This is a genomic window from Mycolicibacterium arabiense, assembly GCF_010731815.2.
Classification (GTDB): domain Bacteria; phylum Actinomycetota; class Actinomycetes; order Mycobacteriales; family Mycobacteriaceae; genus Mycobacterium; species Mycobacterium arabiense.
The window spans coordinates 3,366,794-3,389,330 of record NZ_AP022593.1; the positions used below are offsets into that span (position 1 = coordinate 3,366,794).

General features: G+C 67.7%; 20 protein-coding genes. 2 read left to right on the forward strand and 18 right to left on the reverse strand.

The genetic code is table 11. The features are described 5' to 3' along the window. Positions 1-2: 2 nt before the first annotated feature. The 17 genes from G6N61_RS17825 to fadD5 form a co-directional block, all read right to left on the reverse strand. Positions 3-2,564, reverse strand: coding sequence for a hypothetical protein (locus G6N61_RS17825; protein ID WP_163919716.1), 2,562 nt, complete (start codon positions 2,562-2,564; stop codon positions 3-5). Positions 2,565-2,861: 297 nt separating this feature from the next. After that, entirely contained in the window at positions 2,862-3,629 is a 768-nt protein-coding gene (locus tag G6N61_RS17830; protein WP_163919717.1) for a fructosamine kinase family protein, read from the reverse strand. Positions 3,630-3,641: 12 nt separating this feature from the next. Next, the gene (locus G6N61_RS17835) at positions 3,642-4,472 is read right to left on the reverse strand and encodes an SDR family NAD(P)-dependent oxidoreductase (RefSeq protein ID WP_163919718.1); all 831 of its coding nucleotides are present in this window, start codon (positions 4,470-4,472) and stop codon (positions 3,642-3,644) included. 10 nt (positions 4,473-4,482) lie between these two features. Continuing rightward, positions 4,483-5,163: a YoaK family protein gene (locus tag G6N61_RS17840; protein ID WP_163919719.1), complete on the reverse strand. Its 681-nt coding sequence runs from the start codon at positions 5,161-5,163 to the stop codon at positions 4,483-4,485. A gap of 7 nt (positions 5,164-5,170) precedes the next feature. Beyond that, positions 5,171-6,307 (reverse strand): mammalian cell entry protein, encoded by a 1,137-nt coding sequence (locus G6N61_RS31250; protein ID WP_179973480.1) that lies wholly within the window; start codon positions 6,305-6,307, stop codon positions 5,171-5,173. Beyond that, positions 6,274-6,834 carry an Rv1363c family protein gene (locus G6N61_RS17850; RefSeq protein ID WP_163919720.1) on the reverse strand — a complete coding sequence of 187 codons (561 nt, stop codon included), beginning with the start codon at positions 6,832-6,834 and terminating at the stop codon, positions 6,274-6,276. The genes G6N61_RS31250 and G6N61_RS17850 overlap by 34 nt, the downstream gene beginning before the upstream one ends. Further along, positions 6,831-7,793, reverse strand: a complete 963-nt coding sequence (locus G6N61_RS17855; protein ID WP_163919721.1) for an RDD family protein — start codon at positions 7,791-7,793, stop codon at positions 6,831-6,833. The genes G6N61_RS17850 and G6N61_RS17855 overlap by 4 nt, the downstream gene beginning before the upstream one ends. Continuing rightward, entirely contained in the window at positions 7,790-8,440 is a 651-nt protein-coding gene (locus tag G6N61_RS17860) for an Rv1363c family protein (protein WP_163919722.1), read from the reverse strand. Before G6N61_RS17860 ends, G6N61_RS17855 begins: the two co-directional genes overlap by 4 nt. Next, positions 8,410-9,963 carry an MCE family protein gene (locus G6N61_RS17865; protein ID WP_163919723.1) on the reverse strand — a complete coding sequence of 518 codons (1,554 nt, stop codon included), beginning with the start codon at positions 9,961-9,963 and terminating at the stop codon, positions 8,410-8,412. Before G6N61_RS17865 ends, G6N61_RS17860 begins: the two co-directional genes overlap by 31 nt. Positions 9,964-9,966: 3 nt before the next feature. Next, complete coding sequence (locus tag G6N61_RS17870) at positions 9,967-11,145, reverse strand: virulence factor Mce family protein (protein ID WP_235887166.1); 1,179 nt, start codon at positions 11,143-11,145, stop codon at positions 9,967-9,969. Further along, entirely contained in the window at positions 11,142-12,806 is a 1,665-nt protein-coding gene (locus G6N61_RS17875) for a virulence factor Mce family protein (RefSeq protein ID WP_163919724.1), read from the reverse strand. The genes G6N61_RS17870 and G6N61_RS17875 overlap by 4 nt, the downstream gene beginning before the upstream one ends. Positions 12,807-12,818: 12 nt before the next feature. Next, positions 12,819-14,423, reverse strand: coding sequence for a virulence factor Mce family protein (locus G6N61_RS17880; protein WP_163919725.1), 1,605 nt, complete (start codon positions 14,421-14,423; stop codon positions 12,819-12,821). Further along, positions 14,420-15,451 (reverse strand): virulence factor Mce family protein, encoded by a 1,032-nt coding sequence (locus G6N61_RS17885; RefSeq protein WP_163919726.1) that lies wholly within the window; start codon positions 15,449-15,451, stop codon positions 14,420-14,422. Before G6N61_RS17885 ends, G6N61_RS17880 begins: the two co-directional genes overlap by 4 nt. Further along, on the reverse strand, positions 15,448-16,680 hold the full coding sequence (locus G6N61_RS17890; RefSeq protein ID WP_163919727.1) for an MCE family protein: 1,233 nt from the start codon (positions 16,678-16,680) through the stop codon (positions 15,448-15,450). Before G6N61_RS17890 ends, G6N61_RS17885 begins: the two co-directional genes overlap by 4 nt. A 4-nt stretch (positions 16,681-16,684) precedes the next feature. Next, positions 16,685-17,554, reverse strand: coding sequence for an MlaE family ABC transporter permease (locus G6N61_RS17895; RefSeq protein WP_163919728.1), 870 nt, complete (start codon positions 17,552-17,554; stop codon positions 16,685-16,687). A 1-nt stretch (position 17,555) separates the two neighbouring features. After that, positions 17,556-18,356: an MlaE family ABC transporter permease gene (locus G6N61_RS17900; protein ID WP_163919729.1), complete on the reverse strand. Its 801-nt coding sequence runs from the start codon at positions 18,354-18,356 to the stop codon at positions 17,556-17,558. Positions 18,357-18,577: 221 nt separating this feature from the next. Further along, positions 18,578-20,284 carry a fatty-acid--CoA ligase FadD5 gene (gene fadD5 / locus G6N61_RS17905; protein WP_163919730.1) on the reverse strand — a complete coding sequence of 569 codons (1,707 nt, stop codon included), beginning with the start codon at positions 20,282-20,284 and terminating at the stop codon, positions 18,578-18,580. A gap of 117 nt (positions 20,285-20,401) precedes the next feature. Between fadD5 and G6N61_RS17910 the strand changes: the two genes are divergently transcribed. Then, a complete protein-coding gene (locus tag G6N61_RS17910; RefSeq protein WP_235887168.1) occupies positions 20,402-21,094 on the forward strand; it encodes a GntR family transcriptional regulator in 693 nt (230 codons plus the stop codon). Positions 21,095-21,097: 3 nt separating this feature from the next. Here the strand turns inward: G6N61_RS17910 and G6N61_RS17915 are convergent, their stop codons facing one another. Beyond that, complete coding sequence (locus tag G6N61_RS17915) at positions 21,098-21,538, reverse strand: SRPBCC family protein (RefSeq protein WP_163919731.1); 441 nt, start codon at positions 21,536-21,538, stop codon at positions 21,098-21,100. Positions 21,539-21,565: 27 nt separating this feature from the next. Between G6N61_RS17915 and G6N61_RS17920 the strand changes: the two genes are divergently transcribed. After that, complete coding sequence (locus G6N61_RS17920) at positions 21,566-22,534, forward strand: D-2-hydroxyacid dehydrogenase family protein (RefSeq protein WP_163919732.1); 969 nt, start codon at positions 21,566-21,568, stop codon at positions 22,532-22,534. The last annotated feature ends 3 nt before the right edge of the window (positions 22,535-22,537 follow it).

Below are 22,537 nucleotides of genomic sequence, written 5' to 3' on the forward strand. Positions count from 1 at the left end.
CGTCAGGCGGCGTCGGACTCGCTGCCCCCCGACGCCGAATCATCGCTTCCCGCATCGGCATCGGTGGCCGCGGCCTTCTCGTCGCCCCCACCCGCGGTGGTGGACGACGTGGGGCCGGGCTTGTCGGCAGGCGACGACGCGTTGGCGGTGTCGCGCACGACGTTGAGCGACGGCTTCTTCGTCGACCCCTCGGCCGCGGCACCCGTGGACGTGTCGGTATCGGGCTTCGCATGCTTGGGCGTCGTGGGCTCGTCGACCGACGACTCCTCTGGCTCGTCCTCACCCTCCGGCTTGGCGTGCTTCGGCCCGGCCGACTCCTCCTCTGCAGCAGGCTCTTCCGCGGCAGACTCGGTTTCGTCGGCAGAGGGCGTCTCGGCGATTACCTCGTCCTCGGCGGCCTCTTCGTCGGTGGTCTCCTCGTCCGCAGGCGCCTCCGGCGTCACGCCGGTGCCGTCACCCTCGGCGGCCTGGCCCTCCTCGGTCTGGCCCTCCTCGGCCTCACCTTCGGTGCCTTCCTCACTTGATTCTGTTGCCTCGGAGATGGTTTCGTCTCCGGCGCCGCCCGAGATCGACAGCTTGGAGAACCTGGCGTCCGTCGCGGGGATGTCGGCGACATCGAGGTTCGCGTTGAGCGTGCTCGCAGCGAGCGGCGTGGCCGCAGCGCCGATGCCGCCACCGAGCAGCCCGCCCAGCAGGTTGTTGATGACACCGGTGAGCCCACCGAGCAGACCAGCGAGGGGATTGGTGACCGTGCCCGGCGTCTGACCCGATGGGACGGCGCCCGTGCCGCCGAGCAGGTTGCCCTTCAGCAGCGCGTCGAGCAGGTTCTTGAGCACGTTGGGCGTGCCCTGCGTCGGGTTGCCGCTGAAGAACTCCTTCTGGAATCCGCCGAGCAGGGCGTTGAACGAATCCGACAGTGCCCGACCGTAGTCGATGTTCGCGAACGACAGGAACGGTGTCTCGACGCCGGCGTCGGTGAAGTCGCGTGTGTAGGTGCCGTCGGCGTTCCGCACGACGTTCGAGTAGCCGATGTTGGTCAGGATGCTCAGCGCCGGGGCGAGCGCGTTGGCCAGCCGCATCGGAATCTGCGCCAGCGGGCTGAGGCCGACGATGTTGAGGAAGTCCGATGCGAGGTACAGCGGCTCCAGCATGGGCAGCGTCTTGGACTGCAGCGTCAGATAGAGGTTCAGCGCCAACGGGTTGTTCAGCTCAGTCGCCTCGCCGACGGCTTCGTTGATCAGGTCGATGACCTGTTCGTCGAGGCCTTCGAGCGTCAAGCCGCGCAGCATGTAGGTGGGTAGCAGCGCCGCGGCCGCGTTGTTGCCGAGGGTGAACGGGTTCGGCCAGGACGCGAAGTCGGAGAGCGGCTGATACTCGTAGGTCGCGTCGATCAGGATCGGCACCAGGTTGGCACCGCCGACGCTCGTTCCCAGTGGGCCACCGAGGCCGCCGCTGGACGACACCTGGGTGGTGGGGTTGACGGTGTTGATGCCGAAAAGCGCTGCGAGCGGGCCGAATCGGGCGAACATGCCGCCGTCGGGACGCGCGGGGTTGTTGATCAACACCATCGGCAGCAGGGTCAGACTGCCGAGCAGTGGGTTGCCGCCGAACTCGTGCAGCGCGCCACCGGGCTGGAAGTCGAGGTCCGCGAGGACCTGCTCGTAGGCCATCGCCGCGGCGAAGGCGCCCAAGCCGATGCCGATGGTCGGGACGACGCGCAGATCCAGCACATCGGGGATGTTTCCGGTGAGTCCTTCGATGGCGTTCGAGAGTCCGTTGCGCAGCAGGCCGAGCGGATCGATGACGTCGATGAGCGGGTTGTCGTTCAACCGGTCGAGGAGGTTGGTGAGAATCCCGTTCGCACCGATCTCGAGGTATGGCGAGCCGTTGATCTCGTTGGCGACCGAGTTCGGGAACGACGGCGTCCAGCCCAGGTCGAGGCCCAGCATCTTGAGCACCGAGAACGTCGGTCCCGCCGTCACGATGTTGACGCCCGCGAGGTCGAGCAGGTTCGACAGGTTGAGCGGGTTCGACAGGTCGAGACCGATGAGCGCCAGCAGCCCGGTCAGGCTGCCGTCGACGGCCTCGTCGAGACCGAGGGCGTCCAGCACGTCGGCGAGCAGCTGCCCGATTCCGGGCACCTGGTCGAGGACCGTGTCCAGAACCGGCAGATCCAACGCGAGCGCCGAGAGGATGCCGGGCAGCAGATTCGCCGGCAGCTCGGCGAGCAGCGAGTTGACCAGGCTGCGCGGATCGACACCCGCGGCCTGGGCCAGCGCCGCCAGGTTGATGCCGTTGACCACCGCGCGGACCAGCTGATCGCCAATCGCCTGGCCCCCGTTGTAGACCACGGTGCCCAGTCCGCCGGTGATGTCCGGGACCTGGCTGGAGTTCGGCAGCAACCGGATCGCGGCGGCCAGATCGACAGCCTCCTCCGACACCGCCTTGGTCGGCTGCGGGGCGGGCGCGGCTCCCATCGTCAGCGCCGACACCGTCGCTGTCGCGGTCGCGACGACAGCGACGTTCCTCGCCCGCTGGCGTGCCTTGCGGTGCCTCGCTGCCATGTGACCAGTCCCTTCCCCGACATCTGAACGTGATTCACAGCACGTTAACACTTACGCAGACGGCAATAGTACAGATTGCTGTGGGCCCCATTCGGCGCCGAAGGCATCGGCCATCGAATGCCGATGCCCACCGTGATCTGGGGTTTTTGCAACCCGACACTCAGCAAACAACTGCGAGTCTCCCCGGTCACCCCGAAACGTAGCAGGGCTAGTTTGTGATCTAGTTCCGGCTCGAGGTGTCGAATTTGCTGCCATCTCGACGACCTTGGGTTTCGCGACCAAGATCAGTATCGACGGCTAGATCTGCAGTGCGCTGCCGATCGCAGCCGAGACAGCCGGCGCGTACGACGATCCGAACAGAGCGACGTGCATCAGCAATGGAAAGAGCTGGTGCAGACCCCGGCGCTGCTGCCACCCCGCACGCAGCGGGTGCTCGCGCTGATACCCGTCGAGCACGGCGTCGAGATGGGGACAGCCGAACAGGGCGAGCATTGCCAGATCCGTCTCGCGGTGTCCGCCGTGTGCGGCTGGGTCGATCAACACGACGCCGGCAGCAGTCCACATGACGTTGCCGCTCCACAGGTCACCGTGCAGCCGCGCCGGCCGATCGCCGTCGTCGAGACGTCCCGAGCGGCAGCGATCGATCACCTCCGCCGCGCCGCGTCGCGTCGCGAGGGGTAGGTCGTCGGCCGCCCGCGCCAAGGCGGGCTCCACCCGCTCGACCGCGTAGAACTCCCCCCACGACTCGTGAGCGGTGAGCGACATGGGCAGGGGACTCGCGGCAGGCCCGAAGTAACCTGGCTTCGTCCAGCCGTCGGGCGGTGCACCGAACCCCGCGGCACCGGCGTCGTGCGTGATCGCCAGGCGGCGGCCGAACTCGCGCGCGGCGGCGGCATCCGGACGGACCGACTCGAGCCGATCCAGTTCCAGAGTGTCGCGATCCCAGGCGATCACTCGCGCGCACGGGACGCCGGCATCGACGGCCGACAGCCAACGTAGGCCACTGGCTTCGTACCCGAACAGGTCGGGTACGCCTGCCGAGCTGCGTTTTCGGTGCACCGCCACGACCGCGTGCGCCTAAGGCTGTCCCGCGACCTTGCGCAGCACGCGATCACGAACGGCGATGGGAAGATTCGTCATCACGGCCACCTGCAGCTTGGGCCCGGCGCCGACGATGTACCGCGGACGAGGCCGACGCGCAGTGAGCGCACGCTCCACGACGCCCGCGACGGTCTCGGGCGCGACGGTCATGCGCTGCGCTATCGGGATCATCTTCTTCATGCCTGCGATGTGCCGCCCGTAGAGCGTCCGCTGCTCTGGTGACAACGAGTTCTCGGCGTCTACGACCATCGCGTCAGCCTGCCGCCACATGTCGGTGTCCGTCTGGGCGGGCTCCACCACCGAAACGCCGATCCCCCACGGCCGCAACTCCATTCGCAAGGCTTCGGCCGCAGCCTCCAACGCGAACTTCGAGGCGCAGTACGCGCCGAGCATCGGCATCACCAGCTGCCCGTTCACGCTGGAGACGAACACGACGCGGCCGCGCGACGCCCGCAGGCGCGGCAACACCGCTCGGGTCACGGCCATCTGGCCGACGACGTTGACGTCGAACTGCCGTCGCCAGTCGTCGGTCGACACGGTCTCCATCGCGCCGCTGACGACGACCCCCGCGTTGTTGACCACCGCATCCAGGCGGTCGGGGAGCGCGGTTGCGAGCGCCGCGACGTCCTCGTCCTTCGTGACGTCGAGGATGACGGGCGTGACCCGGCCCGGTGCGACGTCGCCGATCGCCGCGGCGTCGGCATCGGTGCGCACGCCTGCGATCACGTCCCATCCGCTGGCGGCGAGGTGCTCGGTGATGGTCCGGCCGATGCCGCGCGCGGCGCCGGTGACGAGTACGGAGGGCATGCCGGTCAGGCTAGTCGGCAGGAGCGGGGCCGAACCAGAACACCGCAGCACTCGCGGCCACGGCGATGGCGGCCAGCCCGATCACCGGTGCGACCACGAACCGGGTCATGGTGGCGCCGAGTACCGCGCCCCCGAGCATGGTCGCGACCACGCCGTACCGCAGCTTCTCCCGCTGGCCGGTGCCGCCCGCGAGCCGGCTGTCGAACCCGATCCCCACGATCGTCGACGTCAGGACCGTGGTGCTCAGCTCTTGGATGCCGAACTGCCGCGCGGTGGCGTTCTGCGCGCCGAAGGTCACGGCCAGACCCGCGATCAAGACCAGCTTGCCGCCGTCGTCGTAGGCCAGCACACCGGACCCCGCGAGGATCGCGAGCGCGCCGAGCATCACCACCTCGGCGCCCAGTGCCACGCCCAGCCAGCGGCGCACCTCGGTGTCGAGGTGACGCGCGAACCGCCCGCCGAGCACGGTGCCCGCCACGAAGCTCGCGAACGCCACCACCGCAGCCGTCATGTCGACACCGGAGTGCGGCACGAACCAGAATCCCAGGAAGATGACGTTGCCGGTCATGTTGGCCACGAAGACGTGGCCGAGTACCAGCACGCTGACGGCGTCGACGAGGCCCGTGGCGAACGTCAGGAGGAGCAGTGCGGTGACCGTCGCTCGTTGCGAGACAGGCGATTCGACGGCCATGGGCCAGCTAGAGGCGTGGGGTCAGGTCCAGCGAGGTGACCGCCGTCATCCTGGTGATCAGCCACGTGTTGTCGCGGTTCTCGAGGTCGAGCCGGTAGGACAGGTAGCGCAGCGACGGGATGCCCTTGGTCACCGGACTAGTTGCCACCGAGTTCGTGAAGACGAGCGCCGTTGCCGCGGTGGGCGTGAGCGATTCCACGGCCGTACCCATCACCTGCGTGTTGTTGCTGATCTGCGCCTGCTTGTTCGGCTCGACGATCGAGTCGATGTACCGGCGGTAGTCGCTGGCGAAGTCCCCGCCGAGGAACCTCTCGGCGCGATCCGGAAGCGCGTCCATGTCCTCGGGCGTATAGGTCCACAACGTCGTGATGGCATCGGCCGAGATCTTGGCGACCTCGAACTTGACGTGCGCTTCGGCACGGTCGGCGAGGAAGGGCTGCAGCGTGGCTCCGGCGAAGGCGGCGGCTCCGATGAACAGTACGCCTGCCGCCACGGCAGCGATCTTGAGCTTCTTGCCTGCCTTGCGGTGCGGTACGAGGACGGGTTCCGGCTCGGGCTCGGTGTCGCCACCGGGGTCCGTGCCGTCGACCGTTGCGTCCTCGGTCGCCGTTTCCGCGTCGGGTTCGAGGGAGCCGTCGGTGACCGCGGGTTCGTCGACGCCGTCGGTGACGGTGGTTTCGGCGGGCGCGGGCGCCTCGTCGCCCTCCACCGCAGCCGGTTCGACTGCAGCTGGTTCGACGACGGCCGGCGCCGCAGCGACCGGCGCGACGGACTTCGTTCGGCGCCAGGGGAATCGGCGCTTCTGGGGCGGGCTGACACCGGCGTCGGCGACTGCGCCAGGTTCGGCCGCCTCTTCGGCGGGAGCGTCCTCGGCAGTGTCACCCTCGACGGCAGTGTCACCCCCGACGGCAGTGTCACCCTCTGCGGCTTCGGCGGTGTCGCCTGCGGCGGTCTCATCGGCGACCGTGTCCTCGAGATGTTCGGATGTGGTTGTCGCCGAGTCGCTCTCGTCAGCCGGATCCGTCGCCGTGATCGGCTCGGTCGACGTCGGCTTCTGTCGTGGCAGCCGGTGTCGCCGCGCGGACTTCCCCTGAGGAACGGCGCCCGCGGTCAGATCACCTGGACCAGCTTGCTGATCTTCCACTGCTCTCCCTCCTCGATTGCCGTGGCGACCCAGCGGCTCGCGCTCTCGACGGTGGGCCGCCCGTCACGGCCCGGTGTGGTCACGTTGGCGGCGACCAGTACGTCGGCACTGCCGTTCTCGTTCCACCGTTGCACGCCGGCTTCCAGGACGATGCCGCTGGTGGGCTCGGCCCGTGCCACCTGGATGACGATCTCGTTCGCCCGCTGCTTGAACGACGTCGCGAACTCGCCGGTGGCCTGCGCGGCGATGTCCTCGGCGTACTTGTTCGCGTTGAACGGGTCCAGCGAGGTGTACCGAACCATGAAGCCGCGCACGTAGTCCAGCGCGGCGGCGTCGCGCAGCTCGGTGCGACGGCCACTCTCGTGGCCCACCACCATGTAGATGCTTCCGGCGATGGCGAGGATCGCGAGCAGGGCCGACAGCACGGCGGTCAGCGGGAGACCCCACCGCACCGGGGCCTTCGGCGCCGCGACGGGCGCGGAGAAGTAATCGCGTTCAGCGGCATCGACTTTGCGGCGCGGGCTCATCCGCCCGCCTCGTCCATGCCGGGCTTCTTCAAGACGGTGAGGTTGGCGACGCGCCACTGACCGTCGAGCTTGTCGAAGTCGACCCGCACCGTCGCCGAGATGAACTTGAGCGCCTTGGGGTCCGTGCCGCGCTGCCCCTGCAGTGCGACGAGCAGTGCGCCCTGGTTCTGCGACGCAGACAGCACCGCACTGTTGGTCGCCCAGTACTCGTTGCTCGTGGCTTGGCCCTTCTCGACCACCTGCTGCTGCGCGACGAGCTGCGGACGGTAGGCGTCGGTGGTCAGTGCCTGCGACCGGGCGAAGTCCTCCTTCATGGTCGCGGCGCCGTAGCTCAGCATCTGCTCGACGATACGGGGGCCCTGCTCGGCGATCTGGTCGCGCGCGGTCTCGACGGCGCGCTCCTGCCGGTACTCGAACTGGTACCCGAGTCCACCGCCCGCGACGCAGAGCAGCGCCGCCACCAGGCACGCCACCCCGGCACGTCGACGCACGCCGGCGCCGGGGGCTCCCACCAATCGGGCTTCGGTGCGCAGCAGCAGATCCGCGAAGGTCCGCTTCTTGGCATCCCACAGTGGCCAGAGCCAGCCGATGAACAGGCTGATCGTGTCGAGCAGGTGCGCGACGTCGCGCAGCACCAGGCGAGCCGTACCCGCGGGGACGTCACCGCCCGTCACGATCCGGATTCCGAAGACGGCGCGGCCCAGGCTCCACCCGGTCAGCGGCGGCAGCACCCAGCGGTTGACGACCATCGCGAGGAACGCGAGTACGGCCGTGACGGTGAACACCCACCACAGCGGTCCCCACTGTGGCGTCGTGATCGCCAGCAGCGCCATGGTCGTGATGACGGCGACGGCGGGCAGCACGTCGATCGCCAGCGCACCCGCGCGCGCTGCCCAACTCGGGTACCGAACGGTGGCCTCGGGGTTCGCGTTCGGTGGGGTCTCGAGTACTGCAGTCACGACGTGACCTGCTCCAGCTTGGAGATCTTGTAGGTGCCGTCCTCCGGAGCCATCTGCGCGCGCAGGCGGTAGCCCTGCTCCTGGTCCGAAACCTCCAGATTGCTGACCTTGATGCGCATCGCGACCATCACGTCGACCGTTCCGTCGTCGTTGTGGCCCTCGACGGCGGTGCGCATCTCGGTGACCTGCACCTTCACGTTCCCAGCCTGGTAGGCGTCGGCGAGCACACCGCTGTAGAGAGCGGCCTGCGCGCCGAAGTCACCGGTCGAACAGTTGATGATCTTCGCCTGGCTGGCGCTCATGATGGCGGTGTCCGGCGCCTGGGTGGCTGCCACGCAGTCCTTCGCGGCGGCGACGGCCTCGTTCTCCGCGCGCGCCAACGCCTCGCTCTGATCGTGCGACTTGAGCGCCAGGTAACCGCCGACGCCGACGCCTGCGGCCGCCAGTAGCAACACGGCGGCGATGGAGGCGACCCACCCACGCCCGAGCTTCTCGGCTCGGCGCGGGGTGACGTCGGACTCGCGATACCCCTCGACCGGCGCATCGTCCTGCTCGGACGGGGTGTCGGTGGGATCCGTCAACGGCTGGTCAAGGCTGTCCTGCTCATCGGTGGGGTTCAGCCGGCGGGCGCCAGCATCTCCTTCCATCCGTTGTCTCCTGGGTTGCTCGAGTTGTCGACGGAGTACCTGACACCGTCGGGTCCGGTGACCTCACCGCTGGACGGGTTGTAGACCGCGGTCGGACCTGATCCCGGAGTGTAGATGCACGGGTTGGGTTGCTGACCGCTGCAGGTGACGCTGCCCTGGCCAGGGGCCGTGAGCGGGTCACTCGTCGGAGTCTGCGACTGCGGCGGAGGCAACTGGTTGGCGGGCAGCGGATTGGTGCCGTTGTTGACCGTCGGCGCCGGGATCACGTAACCCGGCTTCACCGGCTGATCGCACCGCGCGGCAGGAGCCGGGCAGGTGACGATCTGGTTCGGGTCCCCGTACCACGGGTTGGTGCCCGCCGGGACGTAGGGCTCGTTGCTGCGGCACTCGGTGGGGGTCGCGGCCCGCTTGCCGGGAACCTCCTGGCACGGGTAGTTGCGGGCACCACGAACGACGTTGCCCTGGGTGTCCTTGGGAATCTTGCAGTACACGTTGTCCGGGATCGGCGCGGTCCTCGTGTCGGCCGGTGACCGCCACTCGGCCGCGGGCAGAAACCCTGTATAGCACGGTGGCGGCTGGTTGATCGACAGCGCCAGCGGCAGCAATGCTTGGCCCTCGTAGATCGTGCCCATCTGGCCGACAGCTGCCGCCTGCGGGAACGCCACCAGGAGCTGCTCGACGCCCTTGTTCTGCTTCTTCAGCAGATCGATGACGACGGCGAGGTTGGCCAGCGTCTGCGGCAGCGAGTCCTTCACGTCGGTGAAGAACGCACTGACCTCATCGGCGGTCGGTCCGGCCTGCTGCAGGCCCGAGCGCAACGCCTGATCCTGCTGGGCTGCCTGCGCCGCGATGACGTCGAGGTTGCTCGTCCACTGTGCGATCGCGTCACCCGACTGCACCTGGCTTTCCAGGATCGGGGCCGTGTTGTCGATGATGTCGTTGACCTCGGGCAGGTTGTCCTTCAACCCCTGGGCGATGTTGTTCGTCGAGTCGACCAGGCGCTGCAGTGACGGTCCGAGCCCGCCGACGGCCAGCGAGGTCTCGGTGAGCAGCGAGTCGATCTTCTCCTTCGGCAACACCGCGAGGCCCCGATTGGCGGCGTCGAGTGCTGGGCCGACCTCGCTGGGGACCGTGCTCTTGGTGATGGTCGCCCCGTTGGCCAGGTACTGACCCGGATCGTCGGTGGAGACCAGGTCCAGGTACTGCTCACCGATGGCGGACACCGAGTGCACGTTCGCCGAGGCGTCGACCGGGATCTTGTACTGGCTGTCGATGCTCATCGTGGCCCTGGCGCCGTTGTCGGTCGGCACCACCTCGGTGACCTTGCCGATCTCGGTGCCTCGGTAGGTCACGTTCGCCGTGGCGTACAGACCGCCCGACCGCGGCAGGTCGGCCTTCAGCTCGTACTGACCGATGCCCACCAGGCTCGGGATGCGCAGGTAGTACCAGCCCAGCACGATGAGCGCGATGAGCGTGAGGATCGTGAACAGGATCAGCTGGATCCTGATGAACCGCGTCAGCACTGCTCACTCACCCCTCTCGACAAGCGGCCCACCCGGCACGTTGTGCGGGTTGGGTGTGAAGCGGACGTCCGGGATCATCGTGTTCGGATCACGACCCCACGACTGCTCCAGCGCACGGAGCATGCCGGAGATGCCGGTCCCGGTCAGAATGCCGTTGTCGATGGACGACAGGGTCAGATCCACGTTGAGCGACACGTTGATGTAGTCGCCGCGGACCGCCTTGTCGGTCGACTCGATCGGGAACGGCGCGGTCAGCATGAACTTCAGCGCACCGATCAGGTACGGCGACGCCTTGCCCAACTGCTTTAGCGGCCGTTGCAGATCGCGGAGGTTGGTGTTCAGGTCGTCGCTGATCGGCGCGAGCGCGTCGTCGGCGGCCTTGCTGATCCGGCCAAGCGACGTCACGGCGTCTGCGAACAGATCACGCGTCTCGGCGAAGTGCTGGATCAACGGCGGGAACTCGGTGAGCACCCGATCCAGCGTGTCGTTGCGCTGGGCGACGATCGCCAGCAGGCGGTTCGTCGAGTCGATGGCCCGGGTGATGTCCTGACGCTGCTCGTTGAGTTCGGCGGTGAACGTGTCGAGCCGGTTGAGGAACTCCCGGATCTGGTCGCCGCGCCCGGACAGCATGTTGTCCAGCTCGGTCTGGATGACCTCCAGGTTCGGGATGCCGCCACCGGTGAGGATCGTGCCGATGCTGGCCAGCGTCCGCTCCGTGGTGGGGAACGCCGACGCCCGGTCGAGCGGGATGGTGTCGCCGTTCTTCAGCGTCCCCTGCGGATCCGGCGGCGGATCGAGCTGAATGTGCTGGCTACCGAGGAGGCTGGTCTGACCGATCGCGGCCAGGGTGTTCTCCGGCAGATCCACGTTCGGCGCGACGTCCAGCGTCAGCGTCGCCACCCAGTTCTTCAACTCGATGGAGCGCACGCTGCCGACGAAGACGTCGGCCACCCGGACCCGGCTGTTCACGTTGAGCGCCAGCGTGTCCGGCATCTGGACGTAGATCGTCATCTTCTTGCCGCCGGTGCTGGGACCACCGGGCAGCGGGACGTTGGCGATGCCCTGCCAACCGCAGGAGGTCAGCACGACCGCCGCGACCGACAGCACGCCGGTGCGCTTCGCCAGCCGCACCAACTTCGAGCCCGCGGGCTTCTTGCGCTTCATGCCTTTCAGGACGCTCATCGCCCGCCTCCTGCTTCAGCCGGGAACAACGGACCCGACGGTGCGGGACCCGGTGCCGGCGCCGGTCCCGGCCCGGGGCCCGGGCCTGGTGCGGCCGGAGCCGAGATCGCCGCCAGCGGATTGCCGGGCGTGACACCCGGTGCCGGTGCAGGCGGGGGACCCGGCTGCGGGTACCACGGGGGCGGCAGCGGGGTGTTCTCGCTGAACGCGTTGGGCGGACCGGGCAGGTTGCCGTTGCGCGTCGTGCCGAACGCAGGCGGAGCGACCGGCGGCGCGATGTCGGGGCCACCCATCAACGCGGCGAGCGAGTCCGGCGTCAGCATGTTCGCGGTGAACGGCTGCACCTCGGTGCCCTGCATTCCGGGTGCGACCACCCAGCCGGGCTCGTGGTTGCCGTGCGAGAACAGCGTGTCCCGCGAGAAGATGCCGGGCACGGTCGTGTCCTTGTATCCGGGCGGCGGCTGCAGGCGCGGCTCGGAGTACGCGATCTGCTTCGGCAGCGTCAGCGCGGAGCTGAACTGGTTCAGGCCGAACGGCAGGTAGTTGAACTTGATCGCGTCGAGGATCGGCGCCAGGTACTGCGCGCACAGTTCCGCGGACTCCTGGTAGCCGAGCCGGCTGCCCGCCTGAATGGAGCTGCAGATGAACTCCATCGGGTTGGCGAAGTTGCCGATGACCGGGATGCTGGTGACGCCACCGGGCACGGGCGGCGCGATGTTGAGCGCATTCACCGCGAGCGTCGGGAAGACGTGGAACCCGGTCTCGAGTCCCTTGAAGACGTCGGGCTGCAGGATCGCGTTGGTGACCTCGGCGAGGTTGCCGATGTCGGCTCCGAGGACCTCACCGTTCTCGTCGAAGAACTCGCGCGTGTTGGTGAACAGCACGTTGAGGTCGCGGATGGCGTTGGCCACCTCTTGGTCGCCGTTGGAGAACGAGTTCGTGACCTGCGCCAGATCGTTGTTCAGCGCGACGAACTGCTGGTCGCTGCGATGCAGTGCGTTGACGAACATCGCGAGGCTCTTCACGACTGCGAAGAAGTCGCCGCGGCCCTGGTTGAGGGTGGACAGCGCCTCGGACAGGTTGGTCAGCGTCCGGTTGACCTCCTGGCCCTTGCCTGCCAGCCCGTCGGCGAACGAGTCGACGACGTCGCCGATCGGGCCCATGGGCTGCTCGGGCGTGGGGCCGAGGTCGGTGAGGAGCCGGTCCAGGGAGTCGCGGAGTTCGTCGTACTCGACCGGCACCTGGGTGCGCTCGATCGGGATGACGGCGTCGTTCTCCATCTCTGGACCGCCGGTGTAGGGCGGGGACAGCTGGATGGCGCGCGACGCGACGAGGCTCGGGTTCAGGATCGACGCGCTGGCGTCGGCCGGGACCTTGTACTTGCTCTCGTAGGTGAAGGTGACCTTCATCCGGTCGCCTGCCGGTTCGATCTCGTCGATCGAGCCGACCCGCACGCCCATGATCTGGACCTTGTCACCGGGGTAGAGCGCCAGCGTCTGGGGGAAGTAGGCGACCACCGTGTTGTTGGTCAGCCGCTTGTACAGATTCCACCCGACGAACGCGAGCACGATCGCCAGCACGATGACGATGGTTCCGAGGATCACCGATGCCTTCGACAGGGAAGGCACCTTCAGGTTCCGGACGTTGAAGATCGTCGACATCTCGAAGGCCTCCTATCCCTGTTGCTGACCGGGCGGCAGGAACGGCGGGTTGCCCGGTAGTGGTGGCGTGCCTACGGGCGGGAGTTGCTGTCCCGGCCCAGGCGGTGGCGGCGGACCCGTCAGTGCGGGCGGTGGCGGCGACGTGCCGTCACCCTGCAGGAAGCCCGGCGGGATGTAGGGGTCGGACGGGCCGGGTGTGACCGGCACCGTGCGCGCCCCGGGCGGACCGGGTGCGAACGGCGCGGGCGGCACGCCCTGGACGGGCGGTGCGAACTGGCCGGGGAAGGCCGAGCTGGGAACGCCGGGCGCCGGCGGCGGCGCGTTCGGGTTCGGCGGCAGTCCGATCACGTTCGGCGGGCCATAGTTATTGGAGCCGTACGGGTTCGGCCCGAACGGTCCGTTCTCGGCCTGCGTGCACGGCAGCGGATTGCCCGGCGTCGGGAAGTTGCCCGCCGCAGGTGCGTACGAGCACGGCGAGCCCGCGATGACGGCAGGGCCGGGGTTCTCGGCAGTGCCCTCGAGCGGCGTCGGCGCGGGCGGCGGTGCACCGTTGTCGAAGCGCTGACCGTTGGGATCCGGGAACCGGAACTCGGGCAGACCCGCGTTGCGCCAGAACTCCTCCGGGTTGATGCCGCGCTTCTTGAAGGCGGCGTCGACCCAGGGCTGAATGATCTGGTACGGCAGGATGTTGATCACGATCACCTTGAAGTACGGGCCAGAGGCCACTGCTTCACCGAGCGCCGTTGCGACCTTGCTGACGTTGCTCAGCACGTCCATCAGGTCGAACTTGCGCTCGACCAGCACGTCGCTGATCGTGCGCAGCTGCTCGAGCACCCGATTGATGTTCGGGTTGTCCTTGGTGAAGCCGGCCACCTGCTGGGAAAAGGCCGAGACCCTGGCGAGCAGTGCATCGACCGCCGCGTTGCGCTGGTTGATCTCGCCGAGCAGGGTCTGCGCATTGACGAACAGATCGTTGATCTGACCGCTGCGGTTGCCGAGCACGCCGGCGATCTTGTTGGCGTTGGCGAGGAGCTTCTTGATGTCCTCGTCGCGCTTGCCGATCGTGTCCGAGAACCGGGCCACCCCGTCGAGTGCTGCACTCAGGTGCGGGTAGGTCTGATCGATGGTCTCCGACAGGACGTTCAGCGACTCCTTGACCGTGGTGGTGTCCCACCCGGAAGCGGCCTTCGTCAAGTCCGAGAACGCGTCGTAGATCTGGTACGGCGTCGTCGTCTGGCCAAGCGGCAGAACGCCGTTGGCCTTCAGCGCAGTCGATCCGCGCGGGATGATCTCCAGGTTCTTGCGGCCCAGGATGGTGTCGGTGCGAATCGCTGCGCGGCTGTCGGTGCCGATCTTCGTGCCGTTCAGCGTGTAGCCGATCACGACCTTGTCGCCTTCGATGTCCGCCTTGCGGACCTCGCCGACGTCGACGCCAGCGATGCGCACCTTGTCACCCGGGTTGATGCCGCCGGTGTCGGCGAACTGCGCGTAGTAGACCGGCTGCGCGAAGATCATCGGCACACTGGCGAAGCTCTGCCCCACGCCGATCACCAGCAGCAGGATGAGGATGCCCATCATCCCGTTGCGAATCCGGTTGTCGCCCTCGAGAGTTCTCATTTCGGCGTGCACCTACCCGTTGGCTGGCTGGTCACCTTGACCGTTCGAACCGGACCGCCGGGCTGGAGGCCGTTCAGGATCAGCGATATGTCGCACACGTAGAAGTTGAAGAAGTCGCCGTAGATCCCGCCGGACCTGCCGAGAATTCGAACGGCCTGGGGGAACTTCACCAGCAGGTCGTTGAGTTCGGCCTTCTGGTCGACCAGCGGCTGCTGGATGACGTCGAGGTAGTTGACCGTGTCCCGTAGTAGCGGCCGGTTGTCGGCCAGCAGATCGGAGATGGTGCCTGCGGCGTTGCTGATCTCGGCAACCCCTTCTGCGATCGGGTCGGCCCGGTTCTTCAGTCCCGTCACCAACTTCTCGAAGTTCTGAATCGTCTCGTCGAACTGCTGCTGGTGCTTGATGGTGGTGTCGAGCACGGTGTTGAGATTGCGCACCACCTCGCCGATCGCCTGATCCCTGTCGGCGATGGCCGAGGTCAGCTGGGCGGTCTGGTCGAGGATGTCGTTGATGGTGCCGCCCTGGCCCTGGAAGATCGTGATGACCGACTGGGCGATGTTGTTGACCTTGTCCGGATCCAGCGACCGGAACAGCGGGCGGAATCCGCCGATGAGGGCATCGAGATCCAGTGCGGGCTCGGTGCGCTCGATCGGGATGGTGCCGCCACCGGGCAGGCGGGTCTGATCGTCCCCGCGCTTGAGCTCGAGGTAGCGGTCACCAATCAGGTTGAGGTAGCGGACCGAGGCAGTGCTGCCCTGGAACAGCGGCAGGGTGCGGTCCACGTCGAAGTGCACCTCGACCCGGTCGCCGCCGGGAAGCAGCTCGACTTCGGAGACCTTGCCGACCTCCACGCCGGAGGCGCGGACGAACTGGCCGGGGCGCAGGCCGCTGGCGTTCTTGAAGACGGCCGTGTAGCCGGTGGTGCGGTCGAACCGCATCTGCCCGAACACCACGATGATGAGCGCGGTGAACATGAGCAGCACCAGGGACATGGCGCCGAGCTTGATCGCTGTACCGGTGATTTTCATGGGTTGATCGTGTTCTCCCCGATCTGGCGACCCCAGACGTACTCGATCGCGATGGGCTGACCCAGTTCGAAGTGGTTGTAGGGCGCGATGCTGGCGCCGGTGTCCATCACCAGGTACGGCGCGGGCCACAGATCACGGGTCACGGGCTGCCAGCAGCCGGGGCGTCCCTCGGGTCCGCCGCTCGCGTTGACGCGAGGGAGGTTGTCGGGGAACACGTACGGGTTCGCGGCACCGATGATCGAGGTGCGGGTGTTCAGCGAGTAGCCGTTGCCGCCGCCGAAGGCCGCGCGGGCCTTGGGCTCGACGTCGTGGAAGTTGCGGATCGTGCAGAACAGCGCGGGGCTGTACTCGTCGAGCAGTGCCGAGGTCGGCAGCAGGTCCTGGATGCCGCGCTGCAGGTACGGTCCGCCGCGCTCGAAGACGTCGCCACCGGTGTTGCCGAATCCGACGGCACCCATCAGTGCCTGGTCGAGGTTTCCGCGCTGCTCGTTGAGCGTCCGGGCGGTGGTCACCGCGTTCTCGAGGCCGTCGAACAGATCCGGTGCGGCATCGGCGTAGATGTCGGCGAAGCCGGTGAGTCCCTGGAAGTCGCGGCGCAGCTGCGGCATCCGCGGGTTGAGGTCGGCGAGGAGTTCGTTGCCGGTCTCGATCGACTGTCCGAACCGGTCGCCGAGACCGTCGAGCGCCTGGGCGGTCGCAGTCAGGGTCTGGTTGAGCTTGATCGGGTCGACCTGCTTGGTCACCTCGACCACGGTCTCGAAGAGGGTGTTGAACTCGGTGGTGACCGTCGACGCGTCGATCGGGGTGGAGCCGCTCACCCGCTCGGGGCTGGGGTCCGCCGGCGAGGAGAACGCGATGTACTTGTTGCCGAACACGGTGCTGGCCTGGATGTCTGCCTCGACGTTGGCGGGGATCATGTTCAGGAACTGCCTGTTGACGTCGAGCAGGACCTTGGCCCTGGGCTCGCCGCCCACGTCGACCGCTTCGACCTCGGTGACCCGGCCGATCTCGACACCGTTGTAGGTGACCTTCGAGCCGGGGTCCATCGCCAGTCCCGAGCGCGACGAGATCATCGTCAGCCGTTCGGGGTCGGCGAACCCGCCGCGGAACTGCACCCACACCAGGCTGACGACGACTGCGGCCACGACCAGCAGCACCAGGCCGGCCAACTTGTACGGCGGCGTCCGGGGCTTGTTGACCTCGGACTCAACTTGATCAGGTCTGGTCATGTCGCTACACCGTGAGGTTGAAGTTGGCGTCGGTGCCGTACAGCGCCAACGATGCGAACAGGACGACGAGGACGATCGCGATCAGGGAGGCGCGCATCGAGCGGCCGACGGCCTCGCCGACGCCGACCGGGCCGCCGCTGGCGTAGAAGCCGTAGTAGCAGTGGTTGAGCATCACGATGACCGAGATGATGATCGCCTGCACGAACGACCAGGCGACGTCGTCTGGTCGTAGGAACGTTCGGAAGTAATGCTCGTAGGTGCCGGTCGACTGTCCGTAGAACAGCGTCGTGGTCACCTGCGCCGACAGGAACGACATGATGATCGCCATCGCGTACAGCGGGATGATCACGACGAAGCCGGCCATGATGCGCGTCGACACCAGGTAGCTGATCGACTTGATGCCCATGACCTCGAGCGCGTCGATCTCCTCGCTGATACGCATGGCGCCGAGTTCGGCGGTCGCGCCGGCACCGACGGTCGCGGCCAATGCCTGGCCCGCGACGACCGGTGCGGCGATGCGGACGTTGACCAGCGCGGCGAAGAAGCCGGTGAAGGCCTCGACGCCGATGTTGCCAAGCGATGCGAAGCCCTGAATGGCGATCAGCGAACCGCCCGAGAGGGTGACGAAGCCGACGATGGCAACGGTGCCGCCGATGACGGCCATGGCGCCGGTGCCCATGCCGATCTCGGCGATGAGCCGCAGCATCTCCTTGCGGTAGTAGCGCACCGCGTGCCCGATGGATCCGACGGCGGTGACGATGAACCACGCGACGTGGCCGACGCTGTCCAGGCCGCGGGCGGGCGCACTGGCGAGCCTCGTGGCCCGCGGGATCGCTCTGGGGAAGCGCTGCCGCAGGACTGCTGATGTGGACACGTCAGCCCCCCGTTCCGAATCGAACGCCGATCGTGGTCAGGACCACGTTCACGGCGAAGAGGGCGATGACGCAGAGGACCAGCGTCTCGTTGACCGCGGTACCCACGCCCTTGGCGCCACCGGACACCGTCAGGCCGCGATAACAGCCGACGAGGCCGGCTATGAGCCCGAAGGTCAGGGCCTTGACGACGGAGATGAGGACCTCGGGTAGGCCGGTGACCAACGTCAGCGTCGAGACGTAGGCGCCGGCCGAGATGTTCTGTATGTACACGCCGAAGACGAAGCCGCCGACGAGACCGATCGTGATGACGGCGCCGTTGAGGAGGAAGGCGACGAACGTCGAGGCCAGCACGCGCGGGACGACCAGACGCTGAATCGGGTCGATGCCGAGCACCTCGAGGGCGTCGATCTCCTCGCGGATGGTGCGCGCGCCGATGTCAGCGCAGATGGCGGTCGATCCGGCACCGGCGACGACGAGCACGGTTACCAGCGGACCGAGCTGGGTAACCGCTCCGAGTGCTGCTCCGGCGCCCGAGATGTCGGCGGCACCGAACTCGGCGAGCAGGATGTTCAGCGTGAAGATGATGAGGACCGTCAGCGGGATGGCGACCGCGATGGTGGGCAGGAACGCCACCGTCATCAGGAACCAGCCCTGCAGGATGAACTCGCGCCATTGGAATGGTCCGCGGAACGTGGCCTTGGCCGTCAGCACGCACATCTTGACGAAGCCGCCGACAGCGGTCAGTCCTGGCCTGACCTGGTCGCGGACGTAACCGACCAGGCCCGGAGACGACGCCGTCACGAATGGGCCTTCAATGCTGCGTCAACGCAGCCGTGGCCGCTGCGGCGGACCGATGCAACCCGTCGCACTCGCCCTCCTCGTTCCTGCCCCGAACCTGTGATCGCCCTCTCCCTACTGGTTGGTAGTAAGGCGGACCACAGGAGAGTACCCGATGCCGGAGTGGCGTCGCACCGCATCGGCAAACTTGAGATTCGTGCGCTCGGCAAACTCATCGTCACAGGTCAGCCCTTCGGGCTCGTCGTCGAATGCGTTGACGCGCTTGTACTTTCGCCAGCGTCAATGGAACCGGCCGCCCCGAAGCGCGTCCTGAGTTCGGTCTTCAATACTTTGCCAGCGGGGTTGCGAGGCAGCGCCTCGACCACCTCGACGGCCTTGGGGTGCTTGTAGCGGGCCAGCCGTTCGGTGAGGAAGTCGTCGAGATCCGCCACCGTCAGATCCGGTGGTGCGGCCGCACCGAGCGCGACGACGGCCACCGGGATCTCACCCCAGCGTTCGTCGGGACGGCCGATCACGGCCACCTCCGCGATCGCCGGATGGGCGGCCAGCACGTTCTCGACCTCGGCGCAGTAGATGTTCTCGCCGCCGGAGATGATCATGTCCTTCTTGCGGTCGACCACCCAGATGTAGCCCTCGTCGTCGCGGCGCACCAGGTCGCCGGAGTGGAACCAGCCGCCGTGGAACGCCTCGGCCGTCGCCTCGGGGTTGTTCCAATAGCCGGCCATCAACGTCGGTGCGCGATAGACGATCTCGCCGACCTCGCCGTCGGGCACGTCGTTCATGTCCTCGTCGACGACGCGGGCCGCGACCGTGGGGATCACCCTGCCGACCGAGCCGAGCTTGCGGATGGCGTCGTCGCTCAGCAACATGCACGTCACCGGCGACATCTCCGTCTGACCGAACGCGGCAAAGATCTCGGCGCCCGGAAACGTGGCCGCCATGTCGCGCAGCAGGGTGTCCGAGGCGGGAGCCGCCCCCCACGACAGAGCGCGCAGCCGCAGGTTCCGCGGGTGCGCCTGCTGCGCCGCGCAGACGGCCTGCCACTGGGCGGGCACGAGGAAGATCGCGGTCACCTTCTCGGCCTCGAGGACGCCGAGCAGGCCGTCGGGGTCGAACGCTCCCAGCGGGTACAGCACCGTGGGCCTGCCGAGGGTGAGGCCGCTGATCATGTTGCCGATGCCCGCGATGTGGAAGAGCGGGACGCCGACGAAGCCGACGTCGTTGTTGAGGTCCGCGCCGATCGTGAACAGGCTGCTCGCGCCTTGGACGGCGATGTTGGTGTGGGTGAGGACGGCGCCCTTGGGCCGTCCCGTGGTCCCGGACGTGTACATGATCAGCGCGGGTGAGTCGTTGGGGACGTCGACCGGTTCTGGCGGTGGCCCGTCCTCGGCGATCAGGTCGTCGTAGCCCAGCACGCCGTCGTCGGTCGCGCCGCCCGCGACGATGACCGTGGCCAGCGTGGAGTCGAGAGCGCGTACCGCGGTGGCGACGCCGGCCAGGACGGACTCCGTGATGACGATCCGCGCCTCGCAGTCACCGACCAGGTAGGCGATCTCGGGCGGGGTCATCCGGAAGTTGACGGGGACGGCGATGGCGCCCAGCAGGTTCGCCGCCAGGAAGGACTCGACGTACTCGGTGCGGTTGAGCATGAGGATCAGCACGCGGTCGCCGAACCCGATGCCCCGTCGGCCGAGGGCGCCCGCCAGTGCGGTGACCCGCCGGTCGAGTTCGGCCCAGGTGGTGGTGCGGCCGAGGAAGCGCAGCGCCGTGTCGTCGGGCTGCATCAATGCGTGGCGGGCGAGCTGGTTCATCCAGTTGTGCCTGCGAGCCAGGTACGGCTGTGCGACGGCCTGACCAGGGGCCGAAGGTGGTGAAGACGTTGGCGAGGCCGTCAACTGTGGGGCGCTCCCTGTCACTGGTTGGAGTTGCATGTCGTTGATATTTGATCAAACATGATGTTGCCCGGGTCACACTAAGGTCTCGACCGCTGCGTAACAACCCCGTCACGGGTGAGCGGCCCGACCGATGGCATCGAGATGGAGCGCGCCGTGAAGGCACCGACCGCAGAGCGACCGGCGAAGTCACGCTCGGTACGTCGCGAGCAGCTGTCCGACGAGGTCGCCTCCCATCTGCGCGCGGGCATCATGTCCGGTGCGCTGCGCCCTGGCACCTTCATTCGCCTGGACGAGACGGCCGCCGAACTGGGCGTCAGCATCACCCCGGTGCGCGAGGCGCTGCGCACGCTGCGCGGCGAGGGCATGGTGCAGCTCGAACCCCACCGCGGCCACGTCGTCTCGCCGTTCTCCCGGGGCGACATCGAGGATCTGTTCTGGCTGCAGGCGACGATCGCCATGCAGCTGGTGCGCTCGGCGGCCGAACGCATCACGGATGACCAGATCGACGAACTCGAGCGGCTGGCCGACGAGGTGGCTGCCGCGATCGAGGACCAGGACGTCGAGGCGCTCGCGAGCGCGGAGTTCGCGTTCCGGCGGGCGGTGAACCTGGCGGCGGGCCGAACCAAGCTCGCGTGGTTCCTGCTGCACGCGACGCGGTACCTGCCGTCGCGGATCTACGCCGACGATCGGCAGTGGGGCAAGGTCGCCATGGCGAACCATCGACAGCTGATCGCCGCGCTGCGCCGTCGCGACGCCGCGGCGGCCGTCCAGCTCACCCGCGACCAATTCGACGACGGGGCACGGCGTCTCACCGCGCGCCTCGACGAGCTGGGCCTCTGGACCTGATCGTCAGCCTGCGGCCAGCTGCTCCGCGCGGGCCTTCAGGTTGCCTGCCAGGTGGTCGAGTGCGTCGTTGACGACCTTCTTCACCATCATCGCGGGCACCGGCATCGTGGTCTCGACGTCCATGTCGACGGTGAGCAGCGTCGTGGGTCCCATCTCGACGACCGAGAACAGCTGCTCCTGCTTGGCGAAGTGCTCGCCCTGCTGCATGACCGTCTGGATCTGATTGGGCCCCGGGTAGTAGACGGCCTGGATGTACATGCCGTCCATGCCCTGCACGGACGTGTCCAGACGCAGCTGGCTGGGCCTGCCGTCGTCGTAGCGGGCCAGGATCCAGCAGCCCTTGATCTCTTCGTTCCACTGGGAGTAGGCCTCGAAGTCGGCGACGATCGCCATGATCGTCTCGGCCGACGCCGACACCTCGACGGTCTTGCTCACGATGGGCATCGGGCGAGCATATCGGCGCGTGCCACGATGACTCCGGTGAGCACACGCATCCGGGTCGCCGTCCTCGACGACTACCAGAACGTCGCCCTGAGCATGGCCGACTGGTCGCCGGTCACGACGCGCGCCGACGTCACCGTCTTCACCGACCACGTCGCCGACGCGGGAGAACTGGTCGACAGGCTCGCCCCGTTCGACGCGGTGATGGTGATGCGCGAGCGAACCCCGTTGCCGCGCAACGTCCTCGAAGTTCTGCCGCGGCTGCGGATGATCGCCTCGACCGGTCCGTTCAACGCGTCGATCGACATGGCCGCCGCCGAGGAACTGGGCATCTACGTCGGCACCACCGGCGGATCGGTGGCATCGACAGTGGAACTGACCTGGGCGCTGATCCTGGCGACGTCGCGACACCTGGTCGCCGAGCGGCAGGCGGTGGCTCAGGGGCTATGGCAGACGGCGGTCGGACGCGAACTGGATCGCCGGGTGCTCGGCGTGCTGGGCCTAGGCCGTATCGGGACGCGGGTGGCACGGATCGGCGCGGCCTTCGGCATGGACGTGGTGGCGTGGAGTCAGAACCTGACGCCGGATGCAGCCGAGGCGGAGGGGGTCCGCTACCTGCCGCGCGACGAGTTCTTCGCCTCGGCCGACGTGCTGACCGTGCACCTCAAGTTGAGCGAGCGCACGCGCGACTTGATCGGCGCCGCGGAGCTGGCCGCGATGAAACCGACTGCGCTGCTGATCAATACGTCACGCGGGCCGATCGTCGACGAGGGCGCGCTGATCGATGCGCTGCGTTCGGGGGCGATCGCGGGCGCGGGTCTGGACGTCTTCGACACCGAACCGCTGCCGGCCGGTCATCCGCTGCGCACGATGGCCAACGTGACGGCCACCCCACACATCGGCTACGTGGCCGACCGCCCGTACGAGATCTTCTTCGGGGATGCCGTCAAGGCCATCTCGGAGTGGTTGGACGGCCCGGGTATCGCCGAGCGGGACTGAGTC